The organism is Edaphobacillus lindanitolerans (assembly GCF_900156305.1).
GTDB lineage: Bacteria > Bacillota > Bacilli > Bacillales_A > Planococcaceae > Bhargavaea > Bhargavaea lindanitolerans.
In genome coordinates, this window is sequence record NZ_FTPL01000003.1 from 114,218 (window position 1) to 134,698 (window position 20,481).

Annotated in this window: 21 protein-coding genes; 19 read left to right on the forward strand and 2 right to left on the reverse strand. The window is 55.5% G+C overall.

Features of this window, described 5'->3' with window-relative positions; genetic code table 11:
• Positions 1-6 precede the first annotated feature (6 nt).
• From B0B07_RS09915 to glsA, 16 genes are all read left to right on the forward strand, one after another.
• Positions 7-1,323, forward strand: coding sequence for a hypothetical protein (locus B0B07_RS09915; protein WP_144264336.1), 1,317 nt, complete (start codon positions 7-9; stop codon positions 1,321-1,323).
• Positions 1,317-3,041, forward strand: coding sequence for a YcaO-like family protein (locus B0B07_RS09920; RefSeq protein WP_084186647.1), 1,725 nt, complete (start codon positions 1,317-1,319; stop codon positions 3,039-3,041). The genes B0B07_RS09915 and B0B07_RS09920 overlap by 7 nt, the downstream gene beginning before the upstream one ends.
• A complete protein-coding gene (locus B0B07_RS15260; protein WP_076758646.1) occupies positions 3,001-4,245 on the forward strand; it encodes a nitroreductase family protein in 1,245 nt (414 codons plus the stop codon). Before B0B07_RS09920 ends, B0B07_RS15260 begins: the two co-directional genes overlap by 41 nt.
• Positions 4,246-4,249: 4 nt before the next feature.
• Positions 4,250-5,098, forward strand: a complete 849-nt coding sequence (locus B0B07_RS09930) for a lantibiotic dehydratase C-terminal domain-containing protein (protein WP_076758648.1) — start codon at positions 4,250-4,252, stop codon at positions 5,096-5,098.
• Positions 5,095-5,826, forward strand: a complete 732-nt coding sequence (locus tag B0B07_RS09935; RefSeq protein WP_076758649.1) for a SagB/ThcOx family dehydrogenase — start codon at positions 5,095-5,097, stop codon at positions 5,824-5,826. The genes B0B07_RS09930 and B0B07_RS09935 overlap by 4 nt, the downstream gene beginning before the upstream one ends.
• 12 nt (positions 5,827-5,838) lie before the next feature.
• Complete coding sequence (locus B0B07_RS09940) at positions 5,839-6,693, forward strand: hypothetical protein (protein ID WP_076758651.1); 855 nt, start codon at positions 5,839-5,841, stop codon at positions 6,691-6,693.
• A gap of 222 nt (positions 6,694-6,915) precedes the next feature.
• Entirely contained in the window at positions 6,916-7,650 is a 735-nt protein-coding gene (locus tag B0B07_RS09945; protein ID WP_076758653.1) for a sulfite exporter TauE/SafE family protein, read from the forward strand.
• Between the two features lie 139 nt (positions 7,651-7,789).
• Positions 7,790-8,587: a hypothetical protein gene (locus tag B0B07_RS09950; RefSeq protein ID WP_144264337.1), complete on the forward strand. Its 798-nt coding sequence runs from the start codon at positions 7,790-7,792 to the stop codon at positions 8,585-8,587.
• Entirely contained in the window at positions 8,584-8,949 is a 366-nt protein-coding gene (locus B0B07_RS09955; protein ID WP_076758656.1) for a GntR family transcriptional regulator, read from the forward strand. The genes B0B07_RS09950 and B0B07_RS09955 overlap by 4 nt, the downstream gene beginning before the upstream one ends.
• The gene (locus B0B07_RS09960; RefSeq protein ID WP_076758658.1) at positions 8,942-9,667 is read left to right on the forward strand and encodes an ABC transporter ATP-binding protein; all 726 of its coding nucleotides are present in this window, start codon (positions 8,942-8,944) and stop codon (positions 9,665-9,667) included. Before B0B07_RS09955 ends, B0B07_RS09960 begins: the two co-directional genes overlap by 8 nt.
• Positions 9,651-10,580, forward strand: coding sequence for an ABC transporter ATP-binding protein (locus B0B07_RS09965; RefSeq protein ID WP_234982378.1), 930 nt, complete (start codon positions 9,651-9,653; stop codon positions 10,578-10,580). The genes B0B07_RS09960 and B0B07_RS09965 overlap by 17 nt, the downstream gene beginning before the upstream one ends.
• The gene (locus B0B07_RS09970) at positions 10,558-11,535 is read left to right on the forward strand and encodes an ABC transporter permease (protein WP_076759243.1); all 978 of its coding nucleotides are present in this window, start codon (positions 10,558-10,560) and stop codon (positions 11,533-11,535) included. The genes B0B07_RS09965 and B0B07_RS09970 overlap by 23 nt, the downstream gene beginning before the upstream one ends.
• A gap of 128 nt (positions 11,536-11,663) precedes the next feature.
• The gene (gene murI / locus B0B07_RS09975) at positions 11,664-12,452 is read left to right on the forward strand and encodes a glutamate racemase (RefSeq protein ID WP_076758661.1); all 789 of its coding nucleotides are present in this window, start codon (positions 11,664-11,666) and stop codon (positions 12,450-12,452) included.
• A gap of 188 nt (positions 12,453-12,640) precedes the next feature.
• A complete protein-coding gene (locus B0B07_RS09980) occupies positions 12,641-13,132 on the forward strand; it encodes a DUF421 domain-containing protein (RefSeq protein ID WP_076758662.1) in 492 nt (163 codons plus the stop codon).
• A gap of 82 nt (positions 13,133-13,214) precedes the next feature.
• Entirely contained in the window at positions 13,215-13,811 is a 597-nt protein-coding gene (locus B0B07_RS09985; RefSeq protein ID WP_084186649.1) for a M15 family metallopeptidase, read from the forward strand.
• 316 nt (positions 13,812-14,127) lie between these two features.
• A complete protein-coding gene (gene glsA / locus B0B07_RS09990) occupies positions 14,128-15,057 on the forward strand; it encodes a glutaminase A (protein WP_076758664.1) in 930 nt (309 codons plus the stop codon).
• A 142-nt stretch (positions 15,058-15,199) separates the two neighbouring features.
• Here the strand turns inward: glsA and B0B07_RS09995 are convergent, their stop codons facing one another.
• A complete protein-coding gene (locus tag B0B07_RS09995; protein WP_076758665.1) occupies positions 15,200-16,081 on the reverse strand; it encodes a helix-turn-helix domain-containing protein in 882 nt (293 codons plus the stop codon).
• 1,156 nt (positions 16,082-17,237) lie between these two features.
• Here B0B07_RS09995 and B0B07_RS15265 point away from each other — a divergent pair.
• Together B0B07_RS15265 and B0B07_RS10005 are read left to right on the forward strand one after the other, a co-directional pair.
• Positions 17,238-18,521 (forward strand): lantibiotic dehydratase family protein, encoded by a 1,284-nt coding sequence (locus B0B07_RS15265; protein ID WP_159438439.1) that lies wholly within the window; start codon positions 17,238-17,240, stop codon positions 18,519-18,521.
• Positions 18,522-18,537: 16 nt separating this feature from the next.
• The gene (locus tag B0B07_RS10005) at positions 18,538-19,413 is read left to right on the forward strand and encodes a lantibiotic dehydratase C-terminal domain-containing protein (protein WP_076758669.1); all 876 of its coding nucleotides are present in this window, start codon (positions 18,538-18,540) and stop codon (positions 19,411-19,413) included.
• Between the two features lie 263 nt (positions 19,414-19,676).
• On the opposite strand, the gene mscL is transcribed toward B0B07_RS10005, so the two are convergent.
• Complete coding sequence (gene mscL, locus B0B07_RS10010) at positions 19,677-20,045, reverse strand: large conductance mechanosensitive channel protein MscL (RefSeq protein ID WP_076758670.1); 369 nt, start codon at positions 20,043-20,045, stop codon at positions 19,677-19,679.
• A 184-nt stretch (positions 20,046-20,229) separates the two neighbouring features.
• Between mscL and B0B07_RS10015 the strand changes: the two genes are divergently transcribed.
• Positions 20,230-20,451: a WYL domain-containing protein gene (locus B0B07_RS10015; RefSeq protein WP_076758671.1), complete on the forward strand. Its 222-nt coding sequence runs from the start codon at positions 20,230-20,232 to the stop codon at positions 20,449-20,451.
• The last annotated feature ends 30 nt before the right edge of the window (positions 20,452-20,481 follow it).

Below are 20,481 nucleotides of genomic sequence, written 5' to 3' on the forward strand. Positions count from 1 at the left end.
GAAAAGTTGAACCTATTGAAATACCGGTCAAATTGCCGGATCCATTACCGGGACGGGGCCATTCTGTTCACCGGCGACCGCCAAAAGTTCAGCATCAGGGCGACAGAGACGGTTTACACCGAAATCCACAGGATGCTGGGCGAGCTGTCGGACGGGGTGCCGGAATCCCGTCTCTCCGAAGGGTATCCTGAATACGGCAAGCTTCTGGAACTGCTGGAAAAACAGGACCTGCTGTACCGCATCGATGCACAGCTGCTGGAACGGCACGGCCGGACGGACTATTTCCGGATTGTCGAAACGGAGGCGGAGGACGTGGATGCAGCGTTGCGGCAGATCGCCGCTGCCCGGATCTCCATCTCCACCAGTTTTGAGGCCGGCCGGGAACTGGCCGTGCTGCTCCGGGACAACGGCTTGTCCGCCTGCACCGACGGCGACCAGGAAGACGATGTGCAGGTCCGGACAGAAGGACGGGACGGGCGGGTCAACGTAGTGGAAGGAAACGGGAGGGTGCTGGCCATCGCCCCGGCCAATCGGCAGGAGATCGGATTTCTCGGATCACGCAGGGAATCGCATGACTGGATTTCGCCCGGCCTGGTCGCCCCTTTCGTCTTCAGTCAGCTGATCATGGAAATCATCGGGAAGGCACCGGACGTTTTCCTGATCAATGAAGACGCGGAAGTGGAACGGAAACGGCTCCACCGGTCCGAAGACGCCTTCCCGGTAGACGGGGAGACAGCGGGAGAAGATCCCTTCGCCCGGTTCAACCGGCTTGAGCGTTTTGTCGGGAGCCGAAGTTCCCGGATCCTCTCCTTCAACGGAAATCCGGAATATGAAGACTATCGTCAGCGGCCGCTTCAAGTGCTCACGATCCAGTACGCAGATCCGTCCGACACCGTGCGGAATCTGTTCCTTGCAGATCTGGACTACGAACGGCTCGCAGACTTCGTTTCGGCAACCGCTTTCCGCGAAGTCATGCGCCGTGCATACGGGAACGAACGGAAGGAAGAATTGAATGGGCCGGGAAGGATGCTCGGTCCCGACGAGTTCCCGGAATGGGACACGATCCGGCAGCTCATCGAAGACAAGGGGATGGAGCTGTCCATCACTGCCGGGGAAGCTTCAAATGGCGAGTATTGGATCCGAATCGGTGACCTGCAGACCGGCCGGACATCCATGTTTGATTTCCGGGTTGCACGGGAGTTCATCCCGCTTGCTGTATACAGCTACATCAGCGCCAAGGAGAACGGGGTGGACGGCGAGGCCCTCCCATACTCGGCCATCCGCACAATCAGGGAACCACTGGAGGTGAACGGCTCATGGTAACGAAGTCGGACATTGGGGAAGAGGCCCGGAAACTGAAGGATGGAGACTTGCCGGTCACCGTTGCCCACCGGTTTTTGTTCATCGGCCCGCTGCACGGTCAAAACGGTTTCTGCCCGGCATGCCTGGAGCAGCGGATCGAAGAGGTAGGGCTGGCGGACCATTATCTAAGCGGGGACTCACCCCAGGAGCCGGACCGCATCGAGCAGCGCCTCATCGGCATGTATTCGGACCGCCTGCGGACATCAAGGGACCGGCATATCCTTTATGCGCTTGACCGCAATACGAAAGAAGTGGCCGTCCTGTCGACTTACAAACGCGGTGACTGCCCGGCCTGTTCAACGGGTCCGGCCGGTGCAAAGTCCGTTGCGGACGTATCCGGGACCGGCCGGCCCTTCAACCCGGCCGATCCGAGACTCCGCAGCTGGAAAGAGGTGACGGAACGGATCGACCGGCATTCGGCCATGGTCCGGGGCAGCCGCCTGTCGATCGTCAGCCGGGAAAACCGGTCGGGTGACTCGTTCGGTCTCCCGATGGTCGAGACGGAAGTGCACCAAAACGGGGTTTCCCTCTTGTCCTACGGGCGCACCGGTACTTACGGAAAATCCCGGTACACCTCGATCCTCGAATCGCTGGAACGGTATGCCACCGCGTTTCCCTACGGCAGTCCGGACGGCGTCTTCCGCGAGGGAGAGGACCCGAGAATCGGCCTGACCCTGTCTGAAGTGATGCAGGGGGCGGACATGGCGCCAGGCGATTATTCGGCGGACAAGCCGGTCCGTTACCGGGAAGCGGAGGAGCTTCACAGCGGGCAACACCGGCTCATCCCGGAGCAGCTCATCTATTTTGACTCCCATCACGTATCCGGCGAACCCCGTTACCTGTTTGACAGTTCGAACGGCAGCGCGCTCGGTTCCACGGTGAGCGAAGCGAGCCTGTACGCCATGCTGGAACTGTTTGAGCGGGACGCGTTCCTGGCCACCTGGTACGGTCAGATCCCGCCTGTCCGGATTGCGGAAGGATCGATCCACTCGCCGGTCCTGCGAAGCTACATCGTCGCCCTGCAGAAAAAGGGGATCCGGGTGCATCTGTTCGACATCTCGATGGAACTGAGAATCCCGACGATCTGGGTCCTGCTGGAAAAGGTCGGTGCCGGCGATGAGGACATGGCGTTCTACACCGCGGCCGCTTCTTCGTTTGAACTGGAGGATGCCATGGAAAAGGCGCTGATCGAGGCAACGACCGCCATATCCGTTTTCCAGAATGTCTTCCGCACTGCGGAGTTCCGCGAGCGGAAAAAGATGCTCAGCCGTCAGCCGTCAGCCGTCAGTCGTCTGGAAGACCACCTGCTGCTCTATTCAAATCCGGATTCGGCCAAATATCTGGAGTTTGCACTCCGGACCCCTCATGAAATGCCGATGGATGAACTCGACCGGACGTATGAACGATTCGGGGGGAGCTATGAAGAAGTGCTGGACGAATTCCACCGGATCCTCAAAGCCGGATCGGATAAAGTTTTCCGCGCCGTGACGCCAAACCCGAACCTGGACGAGATTGGATTTGTGAACGTGAAGTATATCGTGCCCGGCATGTTGACGATGACATTCGGCCATCAGAACAGGCGGATCATCAAGCGCCGGGTCGAGCGGGCAATCCGCCTCAAGGGGAGGGGACGGCTGGATGAAGATTGGCTCAGGGATGTCCCGCATCCGTTCCCGTGAGAGCGGCGGGATGGATGCCGCTTACCTCGAGGCATTCACGGACAGCCGCCATCTACACTTCGCCCACGGGCGTCCGCCCGGCAAACCGGATCCGTTCGGGCAGCTGATCTCCCCGGCGTCCTTTGATCCTGCGGACAGGGAGGCGGAAAGGCTGCTTCTACCCGTATACCGGCTGACCGAGCGCATCGTCCGGGTGGACCTGGCCAGCAAATATGCGTTCCATCCGGCAGCACCGGGTGCCAGGAACCTGAAAACGGCACGGATCATTTCACAGCGCGGCAACCGCCTGTACGCGTTCAATCCGCTGGCGGACCGGCTCATCGACATCGGGAGGGCGGCCTCCGCAGATTCCGGAGACCTGCTATTTGCCCTTCTCACGGATGACCGCAGGCTGCAGTGGTATTACGGAGAGTTTCACCGGATGCTGTCCGCACTCAATGCCGGGCATGTGCTGTTTAATCTGGAATTTGCCCTCCGGCATTCCGGAAGGCCATACGGATTTGCCGGCGGGCGGTCGCCCATTCCGGAGATGCTGCGGACAGATCCGGCCGTCCGGCTCCGTGCCGTCATCCGTGCCGGGGCGGAACCTCACCCGGCGGGCCTGCCCGATCCGGACCCGCTGTTCGAGGGGCTGGTTCCAGAATATTTCTACCGCCGGTCCGCCGATCAGCGGATCGATGGAGATGTGTTCTTTCACCGGACACTCGGCCGGCAGCCGTTCATCCGGCTGCTCGACAGGACGGCCGCCGCGGCGGAAGAGGCCGGAATCCGGCTTTATGCGGCCGTGAACGATGTGGAAGATACGGCGCCCGGCTATTACCGTGTCCATTGCGGAGGACTGGAATGGACGGGCGCTTTTGGAAACGGCCCGGAGGATCTCCGGCTGCTGCGGGATTACCGGGAGTACTCGAATTTCCATGGCTTCAACTTCTGGCTCTTCATGATTTTTGACAAGGAAATCTCAGAGGAGGATGCAGAGGAGCGATTCATCGACATGGGCAGGCTCATGCAGTTCGTCTCGGTGTCCATGGCTGCACAAGGCCGGGGCGTCCGGGGACTGAAAAATTATGACGATGCTTATTTCAGGAGGAAGACGGGCCTCCCGGGGGAGATGGCCATCGGCTATTCGGGAATCGTGTTCCCGAACCGGAACCAGGCTGCGTCCATCCGGGTCCCGTCTGCAGAAAGAACGGAAGGGGGATGAGGGAATGTGGTATTCAAAACATATTTTCATTCATGACTTCGGGCTGATCGAACGGTTCCTCAGCGATCACCTGAAGGAATTGACGGAGAAGGTGCCGCCCGATGAGTGGTTCTTTATCCGGTACTGGCAGGGCGGGCCCCATATCCGTCTCCGATACCGGTTCGCCGAGGAAGAACAGAAGGCTGCATTTGACCGGTTGTTGGAGAACACACTGAGGGCATTTGAGCAGATGCATGGCGGCCACGATTTCCGGCCGGTGGACTACGATCCCCGGATTGTCCGGCTGGAGGGGGTGGACGATCTCGGGATCCATCCGAACTTCAGTATCCGGGACATCCCGTATATTCCCGAACTGGACCGTTACGGCGGCGAGGAGGCGATGCCATATTCGGAATCGTTGTTCTGCCGCTCATCGGAGACGGCCGCGTCGATCATCGGGTCGGTTCCATGGCCTAAACGGTATGTGGTGGCATTTGACCTGATGCAGTACAGTTTTGTGATTGCCCAGACACTCGGGATGACCGGGTCGGAAGAGGCGTTCTTCTCGGATTACCGGCGGGTCTGGGATGCATTTGAAACGGATGAGCGGCAGGAGGCGGTGCGGGAAGCGCTTGTCAGCCGGATGGTCCGGAATCATGAAAGAGCGGAGGTTCCGGCCGTTTACCGTCCCTATCTGGAAGAACTTCAGCGGCTGATGAAACAGATTCTGGCTCACCAGAACACGTTCCCGCCCGGCTCGGTCCATTACCTGATGGTCTCGCATATTCACATGATGAACAACCGGCTCGGCCTTTCCCCCGAGAATGAGCGGTTCCTGTCCGGGGTCTTCACCGGCAGTAGGGCGGCTGTATGAAGCTGTGGGACTTCGGCGGAGGGTATGACCGGCTGTTCCTGGATTATCATTACACGACGGTCAATGATCCCGCATTCACCAGCATGCAAGTGTACAAGCACAGCGAGAGGACGCCTCCGCCCGTGGAGGGCACCGTCATTTATCCGCTGGAGTATGAACCCGACCCGGCCAATGGTCTTGAACGTGCGCTGATCGGCCGCCACTCCTGGCCGTACCCGTTCCCGAACGAGCGGACCATCGATTTGCCCTTCATATCCAGGTTCGCTCAGCTGGCCTTTATCGGTCATGACCGGCAGGGAAGGACGTATCCGTCGGGAGGGGCGCGCTACGAGGTCAAGATCCATCTGTTGTTCAACCCTTCCAGGGTGGATGGCGAAGCGCTCGGCAGGTTCAATGTGTGTGAAGTGGATGCCGACCGCGCTTGCCTCGCGGGAAAAGCCTCGGTTCCGTGGGAGCGGATTGAAGAAGCCTATATTCAGAAAGAGAGTGTCGGCTCCGCGCAGTTCGCGGCGGTGCTTTCGGCCGATCTCGAAGCGATTTCGGACAAGTACACCGACATCTCCTATAAGCTCATCCAGCAGGAGGCGGGCCATATCGGCCAGAACATCCAGCTGGTCGCCAATTATCTCGGCATCCGGTCACTGCCGCTCGGCGGATTCTATGATCTGCCCCTCGGAGAAATCATCGGAACGGGGGACGCGGTGCTGTATACATTACTGTTAGGGTAGGTGATTATCAATATGTGGATATTAAAGCTCCAGGGCACTCTTCAAGAACGGGGCGGTATCATCACGCTTGAGGACAGTCTGAGCAAGACTGTGGAAGGCGCGGTCCGAAAGGGCGATCTCGACTATGTCCGGCTCAGGAGGCTGCTCTATGAAGGGTTTGAAGGACATGCTGCAGACCGGTCTGCGGAACAGCAGTATGCCGAAGGTTTCTTGGAAAAGTTCCCCGCCCTGTTCACGGAATGCGGACAGGGTTGGCCCCGTTCCCTTCGCGCCGCCGTACGTTCTGATTTCGACCTGTTCAGGAACCACTTCCTGACGGGCAGGCCGTTCATCCGGGCGGAGCGGCTGATCGCGCACCTTCTCGGGGAACAAGCCCCCTTCCGTGTCGGATCCACACTGGACCCCGAACGGTTCGGAAGGCTGTCCGGGGAACTGAAGCAAATTCCCTATGTCCGCCTTGAAACGGTGCAAGAGGAAAGTGCCGGACAGTTTGACGTACTGCTCCTCGACAGGAGCCGCCCGGCTGCCGGCGTCGGCCGGATGACGGACCGGGTGATGTTCCTTCATCTCGGCAGGCGCCGGATCGAGATCGGGCCGCTCCTTTTCACGGATCGCTTTGAAATCCCGGAAGGGGAGCCGGCAGGCGACCCGTCACCGGGCAGCCCGGGCGAGGAGGCATTGATGTACGCTTTCGTCCGGCGGATTCTCTTCATTGTCCTGTTCGGATTTTATGATGAATTGTCCGAGAATGTCGGCCTGCCGCTAAGAACCCGGCTGTCCATCGACCGAATTACATTGGAGGCGCGGGCGGAACCGGTCGCCATCAGACCGGTCCGCCGCGAGACGGCGCTGACCAGGGCTCACTGAAATGACAGGCAGGAAGCAAAAAGCGAGGACGTTGGGAAACTCCACAGGGAGTCCCGATGCCGGACCGCGGAAAGCGGCCGGAGTCCTGCTTTTTGCTTTTTTTTTGGACTTTCCGGCCCCTTGATATAAGTTTTTCTTAAGTCAATCAATAAAAAACTTAAAATTTACTTATCATCAATTCAGTAATATACTGAAAGCAACAAATGAAAAGGGGGTGCGGTGATGGAATATATCGGATTGTTTTTCATCGGACTTGTGGCGGTGACGATCGGGACGCTTGCCGGGGGCGGCGGCCTGATCTCCCTGCCCGCCATGCTGCTGATCGGCATTCCGGTCCATGCCGCAGTCGGGGCGAGCAAGATCTCCAATACGGTCAGCTCGCTTTCGACGTTCCTGACGGTCCTCCTGAAGAAGAAAATCTCCTTCAAGGAACTGTACTGGATCATTCCGCTGTCGCTTGCGGGCGGCCTGACCGGCGGTTTCATTGCAAACCGGCTCACCGATACAACGATGCTTACGATTGCGACGGTTCTGCTGGTCGTCGCGTTCATCTTCTCGTTTCTGTCAAAGGGGGACTTTTTGGGGGACGCCCTGCTGAAGCCGGACAAGATCGCGGTCCCGAGCCTGTTTGGCATCGGGATCTACGACGGCCTGTTCGGCCCCGGGCAGGCCACCATTCTGCTGCAGCTGTTCGGGCACCTGAACATCTCCTACATCCGGGCCATCGGCTTCGTACGGGTCGCCACGTTTTCAAGTGCCTTCGGTGCGGCGATCGGCTACATCTCATCCGGCAACATGATCTGGCCAGTGGCCATTGCCCTGACCCTCGGCTCTCTGACGGGCGCACGGATCGGCGTACACATCGCCGAAAAGCTGAACCCGAAATTCGTCAAGCCGATTCTTCGGTTCGTCACATTGCTTCTCATCATCCAGATTGCCGTTGAACACTTCATTTGAACACTTCTTCATACACGAACGGACGCCTTCCGATAGGGAGGCGTTTTTTCTTGCCAAAAAATACTTGAGCAGACAAATGTATTAGTGTACCATGTAACTAATACACCCGATGCTTCAAAGAATAGGAGTGAATATGCCCATGAGTCGGTGGAAGGGCCTGTTGTATAAAGAGTGGATCGTGGCACGTCCGGGGCTTGCGGCGGTCATGATTGCCGTGCTGCTTGCGATCGGGGTTCTCCCGTTCCTTTTTCACCGGTATATTTCCGGGGAGACGAGCGTCATCACTTATGGATTTGTGCTCAGTTCGTTTACCCTGCTGTTCCTGAGTTATATGCCGGTGCTGAGCCTTTTCACGAGCCTGACGATGGACATGAAGCGGGCTGACATCTGGCTGCATTCCCCTTCGTCCGTCGGTGTGCTCGTGGGCGCGAAGGCATTGTTTGCCGTCGTGACGACGGTGGCAGCCATGGTCTGGCTCGTATTTATCCTGATGATGGTCTTCCTGACATCAGGCGGGGCGGCCGGCATACCGGAGGAGCTCGGCACGGGAGTGTTCATCGGATTCTTTGGGGAAATCGGTTCGCTCGTGCTTCTGATTTCCCTCATCCAGCTCTCCGTCGGATTTTTGTTCTGGTCGATTTATCAGGGGCTCCGCCATAAGTTCGGCAGGATCCTGGCGGTCCCGGTGACCTTCCTGCTGTTCATCGGTTCTTTCTGGCTGAATGACAAGCTGTCCGGCCTGCCGGCTGCAGAGCGGTTGCTCGGAGCGGGAGAGTTCCGCTTTCCGAACACCGAACGGCTCACACAATATTCGGATCTCGGCATCGAGCTATCGGGATCGCTCGCCGCGGGAGGGCTTGTTGTTGCACTCGCCGTCTCGGTTCTCCTGTTCTGGCTTGGCCTTTTGCTGTTCGACAAAAAGGTGGCGGGGGCATGAGCTTTGAATTTTTGCCCGACAAGCCGATTTATCAGCAGCTCATCGACAGGATCACGGGCGAACTGATCCGGGGGGTCATCCGGCCGGGGGAGAAGCTGCCGTCGGTGCGGGAGTATGCGGTGGAGGCAGGCGTCAATGCCAACACGATGCAGCGGGTGTACAAAGAACTGGAGGGGATGGGCATCACCGAGACGAAGCGGGGCCAGGGCACGTTTGTCACGGAAAACCCGGAACGGCTGCAGACGTTGAGGGAGGAGCGGAAAGCACAGCTCATCGCCGACTTCCTGCGGGATATCGAAGCGCTCGGATTTACAAGGGAAGAAATCACGGATTACATGACGGGGAGGGGACGGAATGATTGAGATCGCACAAGTCACCAAATCTTACGGGCGCAGGCGTGCGCTCGACGGGGCGGCGGCCACGTTCGCGGTGGGCCGGATCGTCGGGCTCGTGGGGGAAAACGGGAGCGGCAAGTCGACGCTTCTCAAGATGATGGCAGGTCTCCTCCGGCCGGACTCCGGCTCGGTCCTGCTGGACGGGAAGCCGGTGACCCGGGCGCTTGCCGGACGCAGGATCGCCTATATGGCTGATGCCGATCTGTTTTTCCCGTATTTCACCATTGATCAATTGTTCGGCTTCTATGACACGCAATTTGACGACTTTTCGATGGAAAAGGCTTATGAAGCGGCCGATTTCCTCCGGCTTGACCGGACATCCAAACTGAAGAACCTGTCGAAGGGCAACCGGGGCCGGGCCAAAATCGCCGCAACGCTCGCCAGGCAGGCGGACGTGTATCTCCTCGATGAACCGTTTTCGGGGCTTGACCCGATGGTGCGTGAAGAGATTGTGAAAGGGCTCATCCGGTTCACGGATCCCGAACGGCAGACCGTCATCATGACCACGCACGAACTGCAGGACGCCGCACCGCTTCTCGATGAAATCGCCGTCATGAAAGGCGGCCGCATCATTGCCCACGAGCGGACGGAGGACATTCGGGACGAACACAGAGGCGGCCCGTCCGCCTGGATGAAATCATTGTATGAAAAGGAGAGTGAACCGATTGGTGCACACAGCAGCTGAACCGATCGTCCGTCTGAAAAACCTCACAAAGACGATCAGGGGCAAGAAGATCATCAACAACGTCTCGCTTGATCTGTATCCCGGACAGGTGACCGGGTTCTTGGGACCGAACGGGGCAGGGAAGACGACGACGATCCGGATGATGGCAGGGCTCATGAAGCCGACGTCGGGCGATGTGATCATCGCCGGGAAGTCGATCACCCAAGATTTTGAAGGTGCGATGAGCCATGTCGGGGTCATCGTCGAAAACCCGGAGATGTACAAATACATGACCGGCTACAAGAACCTCCTGCACTTCGCACGCATGCACAAGGGCGTCACGAAGGAGCGGATCGATGAAATCGTCCGCCAGGTCGGGCTGGAAAAACGGATCCATGAAAAAGTCGGGACCTATTCGCTCGGCATGCGCCAGCGGCTCGGCCTCGCCCAGGCCCTTCTCCATGGGCCGGATTTCCTCATCCTCGATGAGCCGACGAACGGGCTGGATCCGGCCGGCATCCGGGAGTTCCGGACGTATCTGAGGAGCCTCGCCGCAAAAGCCGGCGTGTCGGTATTCGTCTCCAGCCATATGCTTTCGGAAATCGAACTCATGTGCGACCGGATCGCCGTCATCCAGGGCGGCAAGCTTCTGGACATCCGGGAGATGAAGGAAGAGACAAAGCCGCACCATTACATCGAGGCCCGTCCGGCAGACCGGCTCGCGGCCCTTCTCGATTCAAAGGGCTACAAAGCCGAGCCGCTCGGCAACGGGTTCATCATCGAGGAAAGGGCGGACAATATCCCGGCCCTGGCGAAGAGCATCATCGAGGGCGGCCTCGCCCTGTACGCCGTCCGGCCTCACCGCAGGACGCTGGAAGACGAATTCATCGAGATGACGGGAGGCGGACAAATTGCTGAAACTGCTGCAGAATGAATGGATGAAGCTTTGGAGCAAAAAAGCGACATGGGTCATGGCGATCCTGCTCGTTGTCGGGGTCGCCGGCATGCTCGGCCTCACGAAGTGGATTTCCACTCTAGAAGGAAATGAGGCCGGCGGAGACGGGGTATCGGTTGAAGGACCGGCGGCCTCGCCGGACTGGCGTGCACAGACTGAATCGGAGCGGGCGGAGCTGACCGCGCAGCTTGCAGACCCGGATCTCTCGGCGTCCCGGAAGTCAGAGCTTGAAGACGAACTGAAAGTCGCGGAGTACCGTCTTGCGGAAGACGCCGCGCCGCACGAAAGCTACAGCAGGGAGCAGCTCATCAAAGACTCATCCGGCATCGCCTCGCTCGGAATGCTGTTTGCCATCATCGTCGCGGCCGGAATCGTCGCGACCGAGTTTTCGGACGGGACGATCAAAATGCTCCTCGCCCGGCCGGTCAAGCGGTGGAAAGTGATGACCTCGAAGTTTGCAGCCACTGTGCTGTTCGGCGCACTCCTCATGCTGATCGGGTTCCTGACCTCGGTCGTGATGTCGTACATTCTGTTTTCGCCGGACGGCGGGACGGAACTGGCGGTCAGGGGAGGGGAAGTGTCGGAGATCTCGATCTGGAGCCCGGCCCTTTATTATCTGTTCCTCGGGTTCGTGAACATCGTCGTGTACACGACATTCGCGTTCATGATCGGGAGCGTCTTCCGCTCCGGGGCACTGGCCATCGGGCTTTCGCTCTTCATTTACTTTAGCGGGAATACCGTATCGATGCTGCTGAGCCGGTATGAAATTGCCAAGTACCTGTTCTTCTCGCATGACCTCGTATCGCTCGCGCAGGGCATGACATTCATCGACGACGTGACCCTTCCGTTCGCAGCAGCGGTCCTCGGCGCATACGCCGTCCTGTTCCTCGCGGTCAGCTACCTCGTCTTCTCCAGACGGGATGTCACTGCCTGACTCCGGGTATCCATTTCCTTCCGTGGAGGACTCCGTGGAACATCGGAAGAGCCGGATGCGTTACAATGAAGGAATCAATTTAATCAGCTTCGCGGATCGGCGAAGCGCCACAGAAGAGGTTTACAACAATGAAAAGCATCGCGGTGATTGATTCCGGAAGCGGCGGGCTGACTGTCGCCAACCGGTTGTTCGAACGCCTCCCCGGCGAACGGATCATCTATGTCGGAGATCACGGAAACTGCCCTTATGGAAATAAAAGCGAACAAGAGATCAAGGAGGCCGTCTTTCGGGTCATCCGCTTTCTCGGCCGGTTCGAGCTCAAGATGCTCGTCGTCGCATGCAACACGGCCACGGCCCTGATGCTGGATGAACTGAAGGAGATGCTGGACTTCCCGGTGATCGGAGTGATCGAGCCGGGTGCCGAAATGGCCGCAGGTGCGACGCAGAACCGGCGGATCGGGGTCATCGCCACCCGGCGAACGGCGGAATCCCGTATGTACGAAAAGACCATCAAAGAGAAACTTCCCGGTGCAGCCGTATTCGAACAGGCCTGCCCGAAGCTGGTGGACTACCTGGAAAACGATGAAACATTGGAAACGGAGATGCTTGCGGCACTCGAGGAGTATCTGGCTCCGCTGCGCTCTTCGGAGGCGGACACCCTCGTCATGGGATGCACCCATTACCCGCTTGCAGAGAAGCAGATCCGGAAAGTCTGGGGCGGCAGGATGAACCTCGTCGACCCGGCCCTCGGCACGGCGGAAAGAGTCCGTGAAGCGCTTCAGAAAAGCGGCGGGCTGTCCGCTGTGAACCGGGAAAACCATCTGTTCTTCACGACCGGGGAAGTCGATGAGTTTTCCGAGAAGGTAAAGAGATGGACGCCGGTTGTCCGGCCGGTCGTACTGCCGCTGGAGAATTGAATGAATCTACATGGAGCCGCCATCCCGTTGATACCGGGATGGCGGTTTTGTTTTTATTTGCCCACCGGTGGTAATGAATAATGGGCCTGCTTGCTGGCTGGCAGAAACAGAGAAAATAGGGAGCGCCGGTCCTTCCCGATTTGGATGACGGACCGGGAATTTCCCTTCGACAGAAATGAGGGAGCAGGATGAGCATCGGTTTGATCATGGTGAAGATGATCAGCGGATTCCTGGCGCTGATCTTGTGCATGAAATGGACAGGCGCCAAAGGGGTTTCCAATCTGACGCCGATCGACTTTATATGGAGCATCATGTTGTCCGAGATTTTCGGGAACGGCCTCTATGATCCCCAGGTGAAATGGTATGTGGTCCTGCTGACGATTGTCGTCTGGTGCGGACTGAAAGTTCTTTTCGACAACATCCTTTACCGTACGGACAAAGTCGAGAGGATCCTTACCGGAGAACACCAGCTGATCATCCTCGACGGCGAGCCGATTGAAGACCGGCTCCGGAAGAACCGGGTCGATTCACGTGACCTGGGTGAAGCGCTGAGAAAGCAGGGAATCTTCTCGATTGAAGAAGTGAAACGGGCTTATCTTGAAAAAGACGGAAGCCTGACGGTCCAGCTCAAAGAATTTGCCGAGCCGGTGACAAAAGGAGATCTGAAGATAGAAGGATGAAAAAGGAAAAGGAACCGGAGAACCCGGAGGGCCCCTTTTGCGTTAAGATGATTGAAGGAAAAGGCGAAAGGGGGCCTTGCGGATGGCCCGGAAGAAAAAGAAGACCGCCTGGGGGAGGCATGTTGCCAAGGCGGTGCTGGCCGTTGCCGTCGCAATGGCCATTTATATATTTGTCCAGCGTGAATTGGATTTCCGCGAGGAACTGGCGGAACGCCCGCTGCCCGAAGGCCTCCACCCGGCAGTCGAGGAGAAGGCGGCGGAGCTGGTACGACTCTCGGCGGATCAGGGGATCGATGTCGTGATTACGGACGGGTACCGGTCCGGCGAGGAACAGGACAGACTCTACGATCAAGGACGCACAGCGCCCGGCAAGATCGTCACCCATGCGCGTGCGGGCAGCTCTTATCATAATTTTGGACTGGCCGTCGACTATGCGCTGCGGACACCAGACGGACGGATCATCTGGGATCTCGGCTGGGACGGAAACGGGAACGGGAAAAGTGACTGGACCGAAACGGCGGAGATCGCCAAGTCACTCGGTTTCGCCTGGGGCGGAGACTGGACAGGCTTCAAGGATTATCCGCACCTTGAAATGACGTTCGGCTTATCGCTCCGCGAGCTCAACGCAGGGTGGCGGCCCGATGACCGGAACGGCGCAAAGGCGCTGGGTCATCCATGAACGTATGGAAAAAAGGGACTGTTCCGCATCCCGGCCATTGGCCGATGCACGGAACAGTCCCTTTTTGAATCACCGATCAGTCTTGGTTGCTCGTAAATGTGAGGATGAGGCCTGCGACCGTGCCGACGATGATGACCGCAAAAACGATGAACAGAATATACATAAACCACATGTGCGTCTCCACTCCTTTGACAGGCAGTTCAGCTACATTATAGCATCCGCCGGTCACACGGGCAATCCGGTGGTGGCTTTTGGCGGCAGGATTCGGGTAGACTGTCATTAGCCTGACATATTAAATGTGCCAAGGAGGGATCCCATGGATTGCAGATCGGATCAGGAGCTTCTGGAGATCGTGCATGGATCAAGACTACATACGGCGAAAGGGAAAGTCGCCGATTATATACCGGCCCTCGCAAAAGCCGACCCTGACTCATTGTCGGTGGCGATGGCATTCCCGGACGGTAATTGTTATTCGGCCGGGGACGTGGAGAAGAAAGCGACCTTGCAGAGTATCTCGAAGGTCGTCGCCCTGGCGCTCGCGCTCCTCGACAATGGGGAGGAATATGTATTCCACCGGGTCGGCATGGAGCCGACCGGCGACCCGTTCAACTCCATCATCAAGCTGGAAACGACGAAGCCGCACAAGCCGCTCAATCCGATGATCAATGCCGGCGCGCTCGCCGTCACCTCGATGATCAAAGGGGATTCACTCGACGAACGGCTCAGCCGACTGATTCAGCTGTGCGAACTGATCACCGGTGAACGAGGGATCGGCTACAACGAAGAAGTCGCCATGTCAGAGTTGGAGACCGCAGACCTGAACCGCTCGCTCGCCTATTATCTGAAACAGTACGATGTCATCGAAGGTGACGTCGAAGCGGTCATGGAGCTCTACACAAAGCAGTGTGCGATTGAAATGAGCTGCGTCGGCCTCGCGAAAATCGGCCTGGTGCTCGCCATGGACGGCAAGGATCCGCTCACCGGCGAGACCATCCTGCCGCCGCGCGTCGCCTCGATCTGCAAAACCTTCATGGTCACCTGCGGAATGTACAATGCATCCGGCGAATTCGCCATCCGTGTCGGCGTTCCGGCCAAGTCCGGCGTCTCCGGCGGCATCATGGCCGCCGTCCCGTACCGCTGCGGCATCGGCATCTTCGGCCCCTCACTCGACGAGCGGGGCAACAGCATCGCCGGCTGGGATCTCATGGAACAAATGTCCAAGAAATACGACCTCAGCATGTTCTGACAAAAAGACTGTCCATCTCCGGAAAATCGGAGGCGGACAGTCTTTATTTTGTCGGAACGGATGAAAATATGGGAATTTCGCATATATGCGCAAGTGCATATTTTTGGCCCGAAAATCCGTGTAGAGTAAGAAGTGGGCAAGGTTATTGCCCGGTTGACGTTAAATACTGGCTCTTTTTTGTCTCCAGGATTTTTTTGTAGTAATCCAGGCCCAGCAGATCGAAGAAAAATCGGGCCTTCTCGTAGCTCTCACGTATGGCAGCTGCCGGCTGCTTGAGCTCTTCAAGAATTTGGGCTTTTTGATAGTGAAGTTGGCCGAGGATGCTCATGTCACTTAACTTGATTGATAACAAAATAGCCTCTTCAGTAATGGAGAGAGATTCTTGATACTTTCTTTGAAGAAATTTTAACTTACCAACGTTATACATGACAGTTATTCGCATATGTTCGTGTTCTTCTGAGGAAACATTCTCTTGAAGAATCTCTTGGAAAATAAGCATACTCTCGTCGTACTTTTTGTTTTCAGCCAGGATTATGGCAATAGCATTTTTTATCCTCGAGCTTAATAAAACATCCATTCCGTTTACTTTGGTGTCAGTCAAGCTATATAACTCGGTCACACAGTGTCTGTATTCTAACCTTTTCAGATAATAAAGGCTTACATAATAATGTGATTGCAAATATGTTCGTAGCTCCGGGTGTAATAGGTTGTCTTTGTCTAACAATGAACGGACATAATTGTATAATCCTTCGTAATCCTTTTTGGAAGAGTAGAATTTAACTTCTTCTAAAATTTTTTCCTTTTTTTCAAAGTCATCATGTATTAGAACCTCGAAAAAGTATGAGAGAGGGAGTCGTAATTTTAGTGAGATGGCATGTAAAGTATCGATACTCGGGTAGGAATCTCCTTTTTCTAAGCGACTAATTTCAGATTGATTGCAAATACTTTCAGCCAATTCCTTTTGGGTCATCTTGCGGAGTTTACGCCATTTCCTAATTTCTGCGCCGAGTCGTACATGGTTCATTCTCTATCATCCCTTTGGAATATGGTTCAACCGTTTGGCTGCCATATCCCTATAGTAACGGAAAATTCCCTCTGTATGTCAAGTCTATGCAAAAGTATGTTCGTTATTTAAACTAAATTTTCATTTGAGAGGATGAGAAAGCATGAATGTGAAACCTGTAAAAGTAGAGGCTGAAATCAGTCTGTTTCCGGTTGCCCATGTCCATTCATTGCCGTCCCCTCTCATCGATGGCTTTACAGTCAGCACCACACTTGACATCCTTCAGCAGATCAGTAGGAGAAAGGCGGCGCTTGCCCATGCTGTCAAAAACGCGGAAAGGTCTCTTGGCCAATACGGGCTAAGCCTCGATCAGGTTGAAGAGGAGCACGGTTCTCTGAAACAGCTAAGCGAAGAAGATAAAAGTTCCATCGAGACATGGAAGCGGAGGAAAGAGGAATTAAAAGAGGCATTCGCCCGGTTAAACGTGATTTACCGGTTTGAGCAGGAGCGGGTGGACAGAAAGATCGTCGGTACGCTTGAACTGGAACCGCTTAAGAGGAAGTTAGCACTTTGGCACCCTGACCTGTTTGAGAAGATCGGAAAAGGTGTTCCTAAAAACGCCGACTCTCTGCGGACATTTGCCGAAGAGGCATTGCCGCACGTCCTGTCCTCCACGATTTCCAACACACGGTCAACCGCCAATATGAGGTTCACATTTAAGCAGGAAGGAGATCGTGTCGGCACGGTAAAGAGCGAGACTGAAATCCTGATATCCGGGCAGGTGATCCAATGCTGGATGAATGGAATGGCAGGGAGCTCAAACCTGAACAGCGGTTTCGCTTTTCGTGCAAGTGACGGATTGCTTGATAACGATGGAAAGCCTTCTGTCCTGATGGCCGGCAGGGGCATTGAATTCATCGTGCCTCTCCGTTTCATTCCGGACGGACATCTGAAAAAAGGAGTCGCGCGCAGGAAGAAGGAATGGGTCCGCTCGCTGGGGATTGCAGGGGAAGACGGGGGATTTGAACAACTCATCCGGACGGGTGTGCTCCTCCCGGTTTTACCGGAACAGTTCGCATCAAAACGTCCGCTTCTCGGTCTATCGCTGGTTCTGAGAGGGAATGATCACCGGCATGCCCGTCGCCTGCGCCGCCTGCTCCACTTGCTGGATGCCACGTTGCAGGTGATGTCGGAGACAAGTTCTAAGGGCATCGTAAAACAGCGTGACCGGGCTGTCCGTACAGCCAATAAAATCAGTCAACTGCTGGGCGTACCTTCGGCTTCAGACAATGGAAGTGATCTCTTTAAAGAGGAAACCGTTATAAGCGGCCCCCCGGTACAGCTTCCTGAAAAAATAAAAAAAGATATTGAAGGGTATACTTCAGAACTCTCGCTCGCTGTTATACGTTCCGCCATCACAAAATCCTTATCAACGTTCTTTGTCGAGAAATTCGGAGAAGGCAGTGAGTGCCGAAACATCCTGGAGTTCCTGGTGGAATATGCCGGCCGTCCGGATAAGGTCAATGAATCGATCCGGATTGCGCATGTAAATGCTGAGCGGGCCAGAAAAAAAGAGCGGGATGTCTTATCCCTTAACCCATCCGAACAGCTGCCGAACGGAACCATCAAGTTTCGGATCGCCGCTTCCTCAGCCCAAAGCCTGGAGCGGGGGGACTACAAAGTTCTCATTACCGATGTAGGGGTGGGCCAAGGGTTGGCAAGCTTGGAGGATAACTGGAGAAACACTGTCTGTCCTGAAGCTGAACCACTTATTTTATCGTACGGGGACGATTGGAGAACAGAGCAAGGGCGTTCAGGCCGCCGGTTGATCTGGCCGACATCGCGGCAGCGGAACGGCCGGCTGGCCAAGCAACTCACATTGGCCGATCTCGTTTTAAAACATGACGAAAAGACCGACAGTCTTCAGATTTTGTCACCTGAAGGACACCCGGTCTCAGTCGAATACAGTGGTGAAACACCTGCCAGCCAGCTGCCGGAGCTTGTCAGGATCTTTCTGTCGATTAGCAACCCTTGGGTCGGCATCCCAAAAATGGCCTCCGGCAAGCTGCTGGCCGGACATTCGCCCCGCGTGACAAAGGGGAATGTGGTGATGACCGCAGCGGAATGGAGAATTCCTGTCCACGATGTTCCGGTGATCAAAGAAGATGAAAATGATTTTTATTATTTCGTCCGTCTCCATGACTGGCTCGTGTCCTCTGGAATTCCCAAAGAAGTGATGTACCGGACATCGGATCCTTGCTTCCCGGTTGAATCGGAAAAAGACCGGTATATCCATTTTGGAATCCCGCATCTTATCCGTCGTTTCTGCAATGAGATCAAGGAGGCCAACGGCAAAATGCTGGTCCTGACGGAAGTGTTCCCCGAGCGCGGGGCCCATATGGTCGGAAGGTCGGGACACCCATGTGTGACAGAATTCCAAGTGCCGGTAGTCTGGCATTAAAACGGAGGAGAGTATGATGCAACAAGATAAGGAATGGCACACATACAGATTTTATCCGAGATATGAGCATCAACTGGATGAAGTGATCCAGCAAGTCATCAAACCGTTGGTTTCTGAACTCACGGGTGAAGTCCATTATTACTTTTTCCTGCGCAGAAACGACCACCACGGCCATCATATCCTGGCGGGCTTCCGGTTGGACGAGGAAGAAGCGGAGTTGATGAAGACAAGAATCCGGCATGAGGGAAACAAAGCGCTTCAGGAGCTGGATCCTGACCGAACAAGGGGCAGGAGGCGTCTCATGTTTGTGGAGGAGGCAGGCGAACAACAGCCGGTTGTCCGGCCATTTAAACGAGAACCATTTCTAAGGGAAAATGCCGCATCCGGGATAGTCTGGCCGGATTTATTGCTAAAGCGTTCAACAGATCTAACGTTTTCCGTTCTGGAAAATGAACTGCTCGGCGGCGCGGATCGGACGGATGCAGTCATTCTGTTGATGCACCAGTCAATCCGCTCCGGCCTCTGCAGTATGGAAGCAGCCATTGAGTTTTTGGAACGGTATGCAGACCACTGTATTTCTTCCTGCAATGAACATCAACTTGGCTACAGTCTGGATCAAGCGGTCAAGCTGAATGAAAAGCAGTTTCTCGCCCAGTGGAGCCGGACGTTGAACAATGTCCATCTCCTCCGGAAAGTGCGCCCGTTCATCGAAGAACTTTGCTCGGTCCGTGACCAGGTGGAGGATCAGTTGATCCCTTCACCGCCATTTGAAGAATTTCTTTTCCATTACCTTCACGAAACAAACAATCGGTTGGGAATGAGTCATAAGGAAGAGGCATATATCGCAAAACTCCTACATAAGACTCTTGAAAAAAGTTCAAAATATGCATAAATGCATATTTACTGACCTTTTCGCATGGTATACTGGGTTAAACCACACGAGAGGATGGATGGAAGATGAAAAAGAAAGTCTTCTTGACACTGGCAATGGGAGCTATGGCATTCGGTTTATTCTTCGGCGGACAAGTTGGCGTCCTTACTGATCTGCCATTTGAACTGGTTACAAAATAAAATGAAAACTTTCTTTGCTCACTCTTATAAATAGGGGTGAGCTTGTTTTGTGTTTTCTAATGTTAACAGTGCCTAATCAAATCATTATTCATCCTTCAGCAAATCCCTGATTTCTCTCAGCAACTCTTCCTTTACATCCTGCTCTTCTTCCACTTCTTCTTCCTTATGCCGTTTCAGTTTCGTTAGCAGCCGGAGGAACATGAAGATGGCGAAGGCGATGATCAGGAAGTCGAAGACGTTCTGGAGGAATACCCCGTATGTCACTTTGGCGTCGCCCACTTTGAAGATGAGGCCGGTGAAGTCGATGCCGCCCACCAGGATTCCAAGCAGCGGCATGATGATGTTCTCAACGAGCGAGGATACAATTTTTCCGAAAGCGGCACCGATGACAACTGCGACGGCAAGGTCAAGAACGTTGTCCCTGAAGGCGAACTCTCTAAAGTCTTTCCACATGTGCATTCATTCCTTTGCATTATTCTGCTGTACGATTCCAAAGTATAGCGGGAAATCACTTCGGACTGAAGGGGTTTCGTTCATTTCGTCGTTCACTTGTCACCTTCCGGAAAAACATTACAGTTGTATGGGTACGTTTGTTCGCATATAATAAGAACAAACGTTCTTTGTGGAGGCGGAAACAATGCACGGTCTTCTGATGAAGTGCATGAAGCGGCACCAGCTTGCCGATATGATCTATATTGACTCGGACGGGATGATCACGAAGCGGCGGGTGCGTTTGCTGAAGATCCGGCAGGATAGTGTGACGGCATACTGCTTTATGCGGCAGGAGCGCCGGACTTTCCGGATTGACCGGATTCTCTCGGTTTTGCCGGTGCCCGGCCATGCGCGGATGCCGGGATGATCTGCAGTGGGATGAAGTCCGGCAGGGACA

Bases quoted from the DNA above. Each gene is read 5' to 3' on its own strand.
- B0B07_RS09920 (WP_084186647.1), top strand. From the start codon at position 1,317: ATGGTAACGAAGTCGGACATTGGGGAAGAGGCCCGGAAACTGAAGGAT.
- B0B07_RS15260 (WP_076758646.1), top strand. From the start codon at position 3,001: ATGAAGATTGGCTCAGGGATGTCCCGCATCCGTTCCCGTGAGAGCGGC.
- B0B07_RS09930 (WP_076758648.1), top strand. From the start codon at position 4,250: ATGTGGTATTCAAAACATATTTTCATTCATGACTTCGGGCTGATCGAA.
- B0B07_RS09935 (WP_076758649.1), top strand. From the start codon at position 5,095: ATGAAGCTGTGGGACTTCGGCGGAGGGTATGACCGGCTGTTCCTGGAT.
- B0B07_RS09940 (WP_076758651.1), top strand. From the start codon at position 5,839: ATGTGGATATTAAAGCTCCAGGGCACTCTTCAAGAACGGGGCGGTATC.
- B0B07_RS09945 (WP_076758653.1), top strand. From the start codon at position 6,916: ATGGAATATATCGGATTGTTTTTCATCGGACTTGTGGCGGTGACGATC.
- B0B07_RS09950 (WP_144264337.1), top strand. From the start codon at position 7,790: ATGAGTCGGTGGAAGGGCCTGTTGTATAAAGAGTGGATCGTGGCACGT.
- B0B07_RS09955 (WP_076758656.1), top strand. From the start codon at position 8,584: ATGAGCTTTGAATTTTTGCCCGACAAGCCGATTTATCAGCAGCTCATC.
- B0B07_RS09960 (WP_076758658.1), top strand. From the start codon at position 8,942: ATGATTGAGATCGCACAAGTCACCAAATCTTACGGGCGCAGGCGTGCG.
- murI (WP_076758661.1), top strand. From the start codon at position 11,664: ATGAAAAGCATCGCGGTGATTGATTCCGGAAGCGGCGGGCTGACTGTC.
- B0B07_RS09980 (WP_076758662.1), top strand. From the start codon at position 12,641: ATGAGCATCGGTTTGATCATGGTGAAGATGATCAGCGGATTCCTGGCG.
- B0B07_RS09985 (WP_084186649.1), top strand. From the start codon at position 13,215: ATGGCCCGGAAGAAAAAGAAGACCGCCTGGGGGAGGCATGTTGCCAAG.
- glsA (WP_076758664.1), top strand. From the start codon at position 14,128: ATGGATTGCAGATCGGATCAGGAGCTTCTGGAGATCGTGCATGGATCA.
- B0B07_RS09995 (WP_076758665.1), bottom strand. From the start codon at position 16,081: ATGAACCATGTACGACTCGGCGCAGAAATTAGGAAATGGCGTAAACTC.
- B0B07_RS10005 (WP_076758669.1), top strand. From the start codon at position 18,538: ATGCAACAAGATAAGGAATGGCACACATACAGATTTTATCCGAGATAT.
- mscL (WP_076758670.1), bottom strand. From the start codon at position 20,045: ATGTGGAAAGACTTTAGAGAGTTCGCCTTCAGGGACAACGTTCTTGAC.
- B0B07_RS10015 (WP_076758671.1), top strand. From the start codon at position 20,230: ATGCACGGTCTTCTGATGAAGTGCATGAAGCGGCACCAGCTTGCCGAT.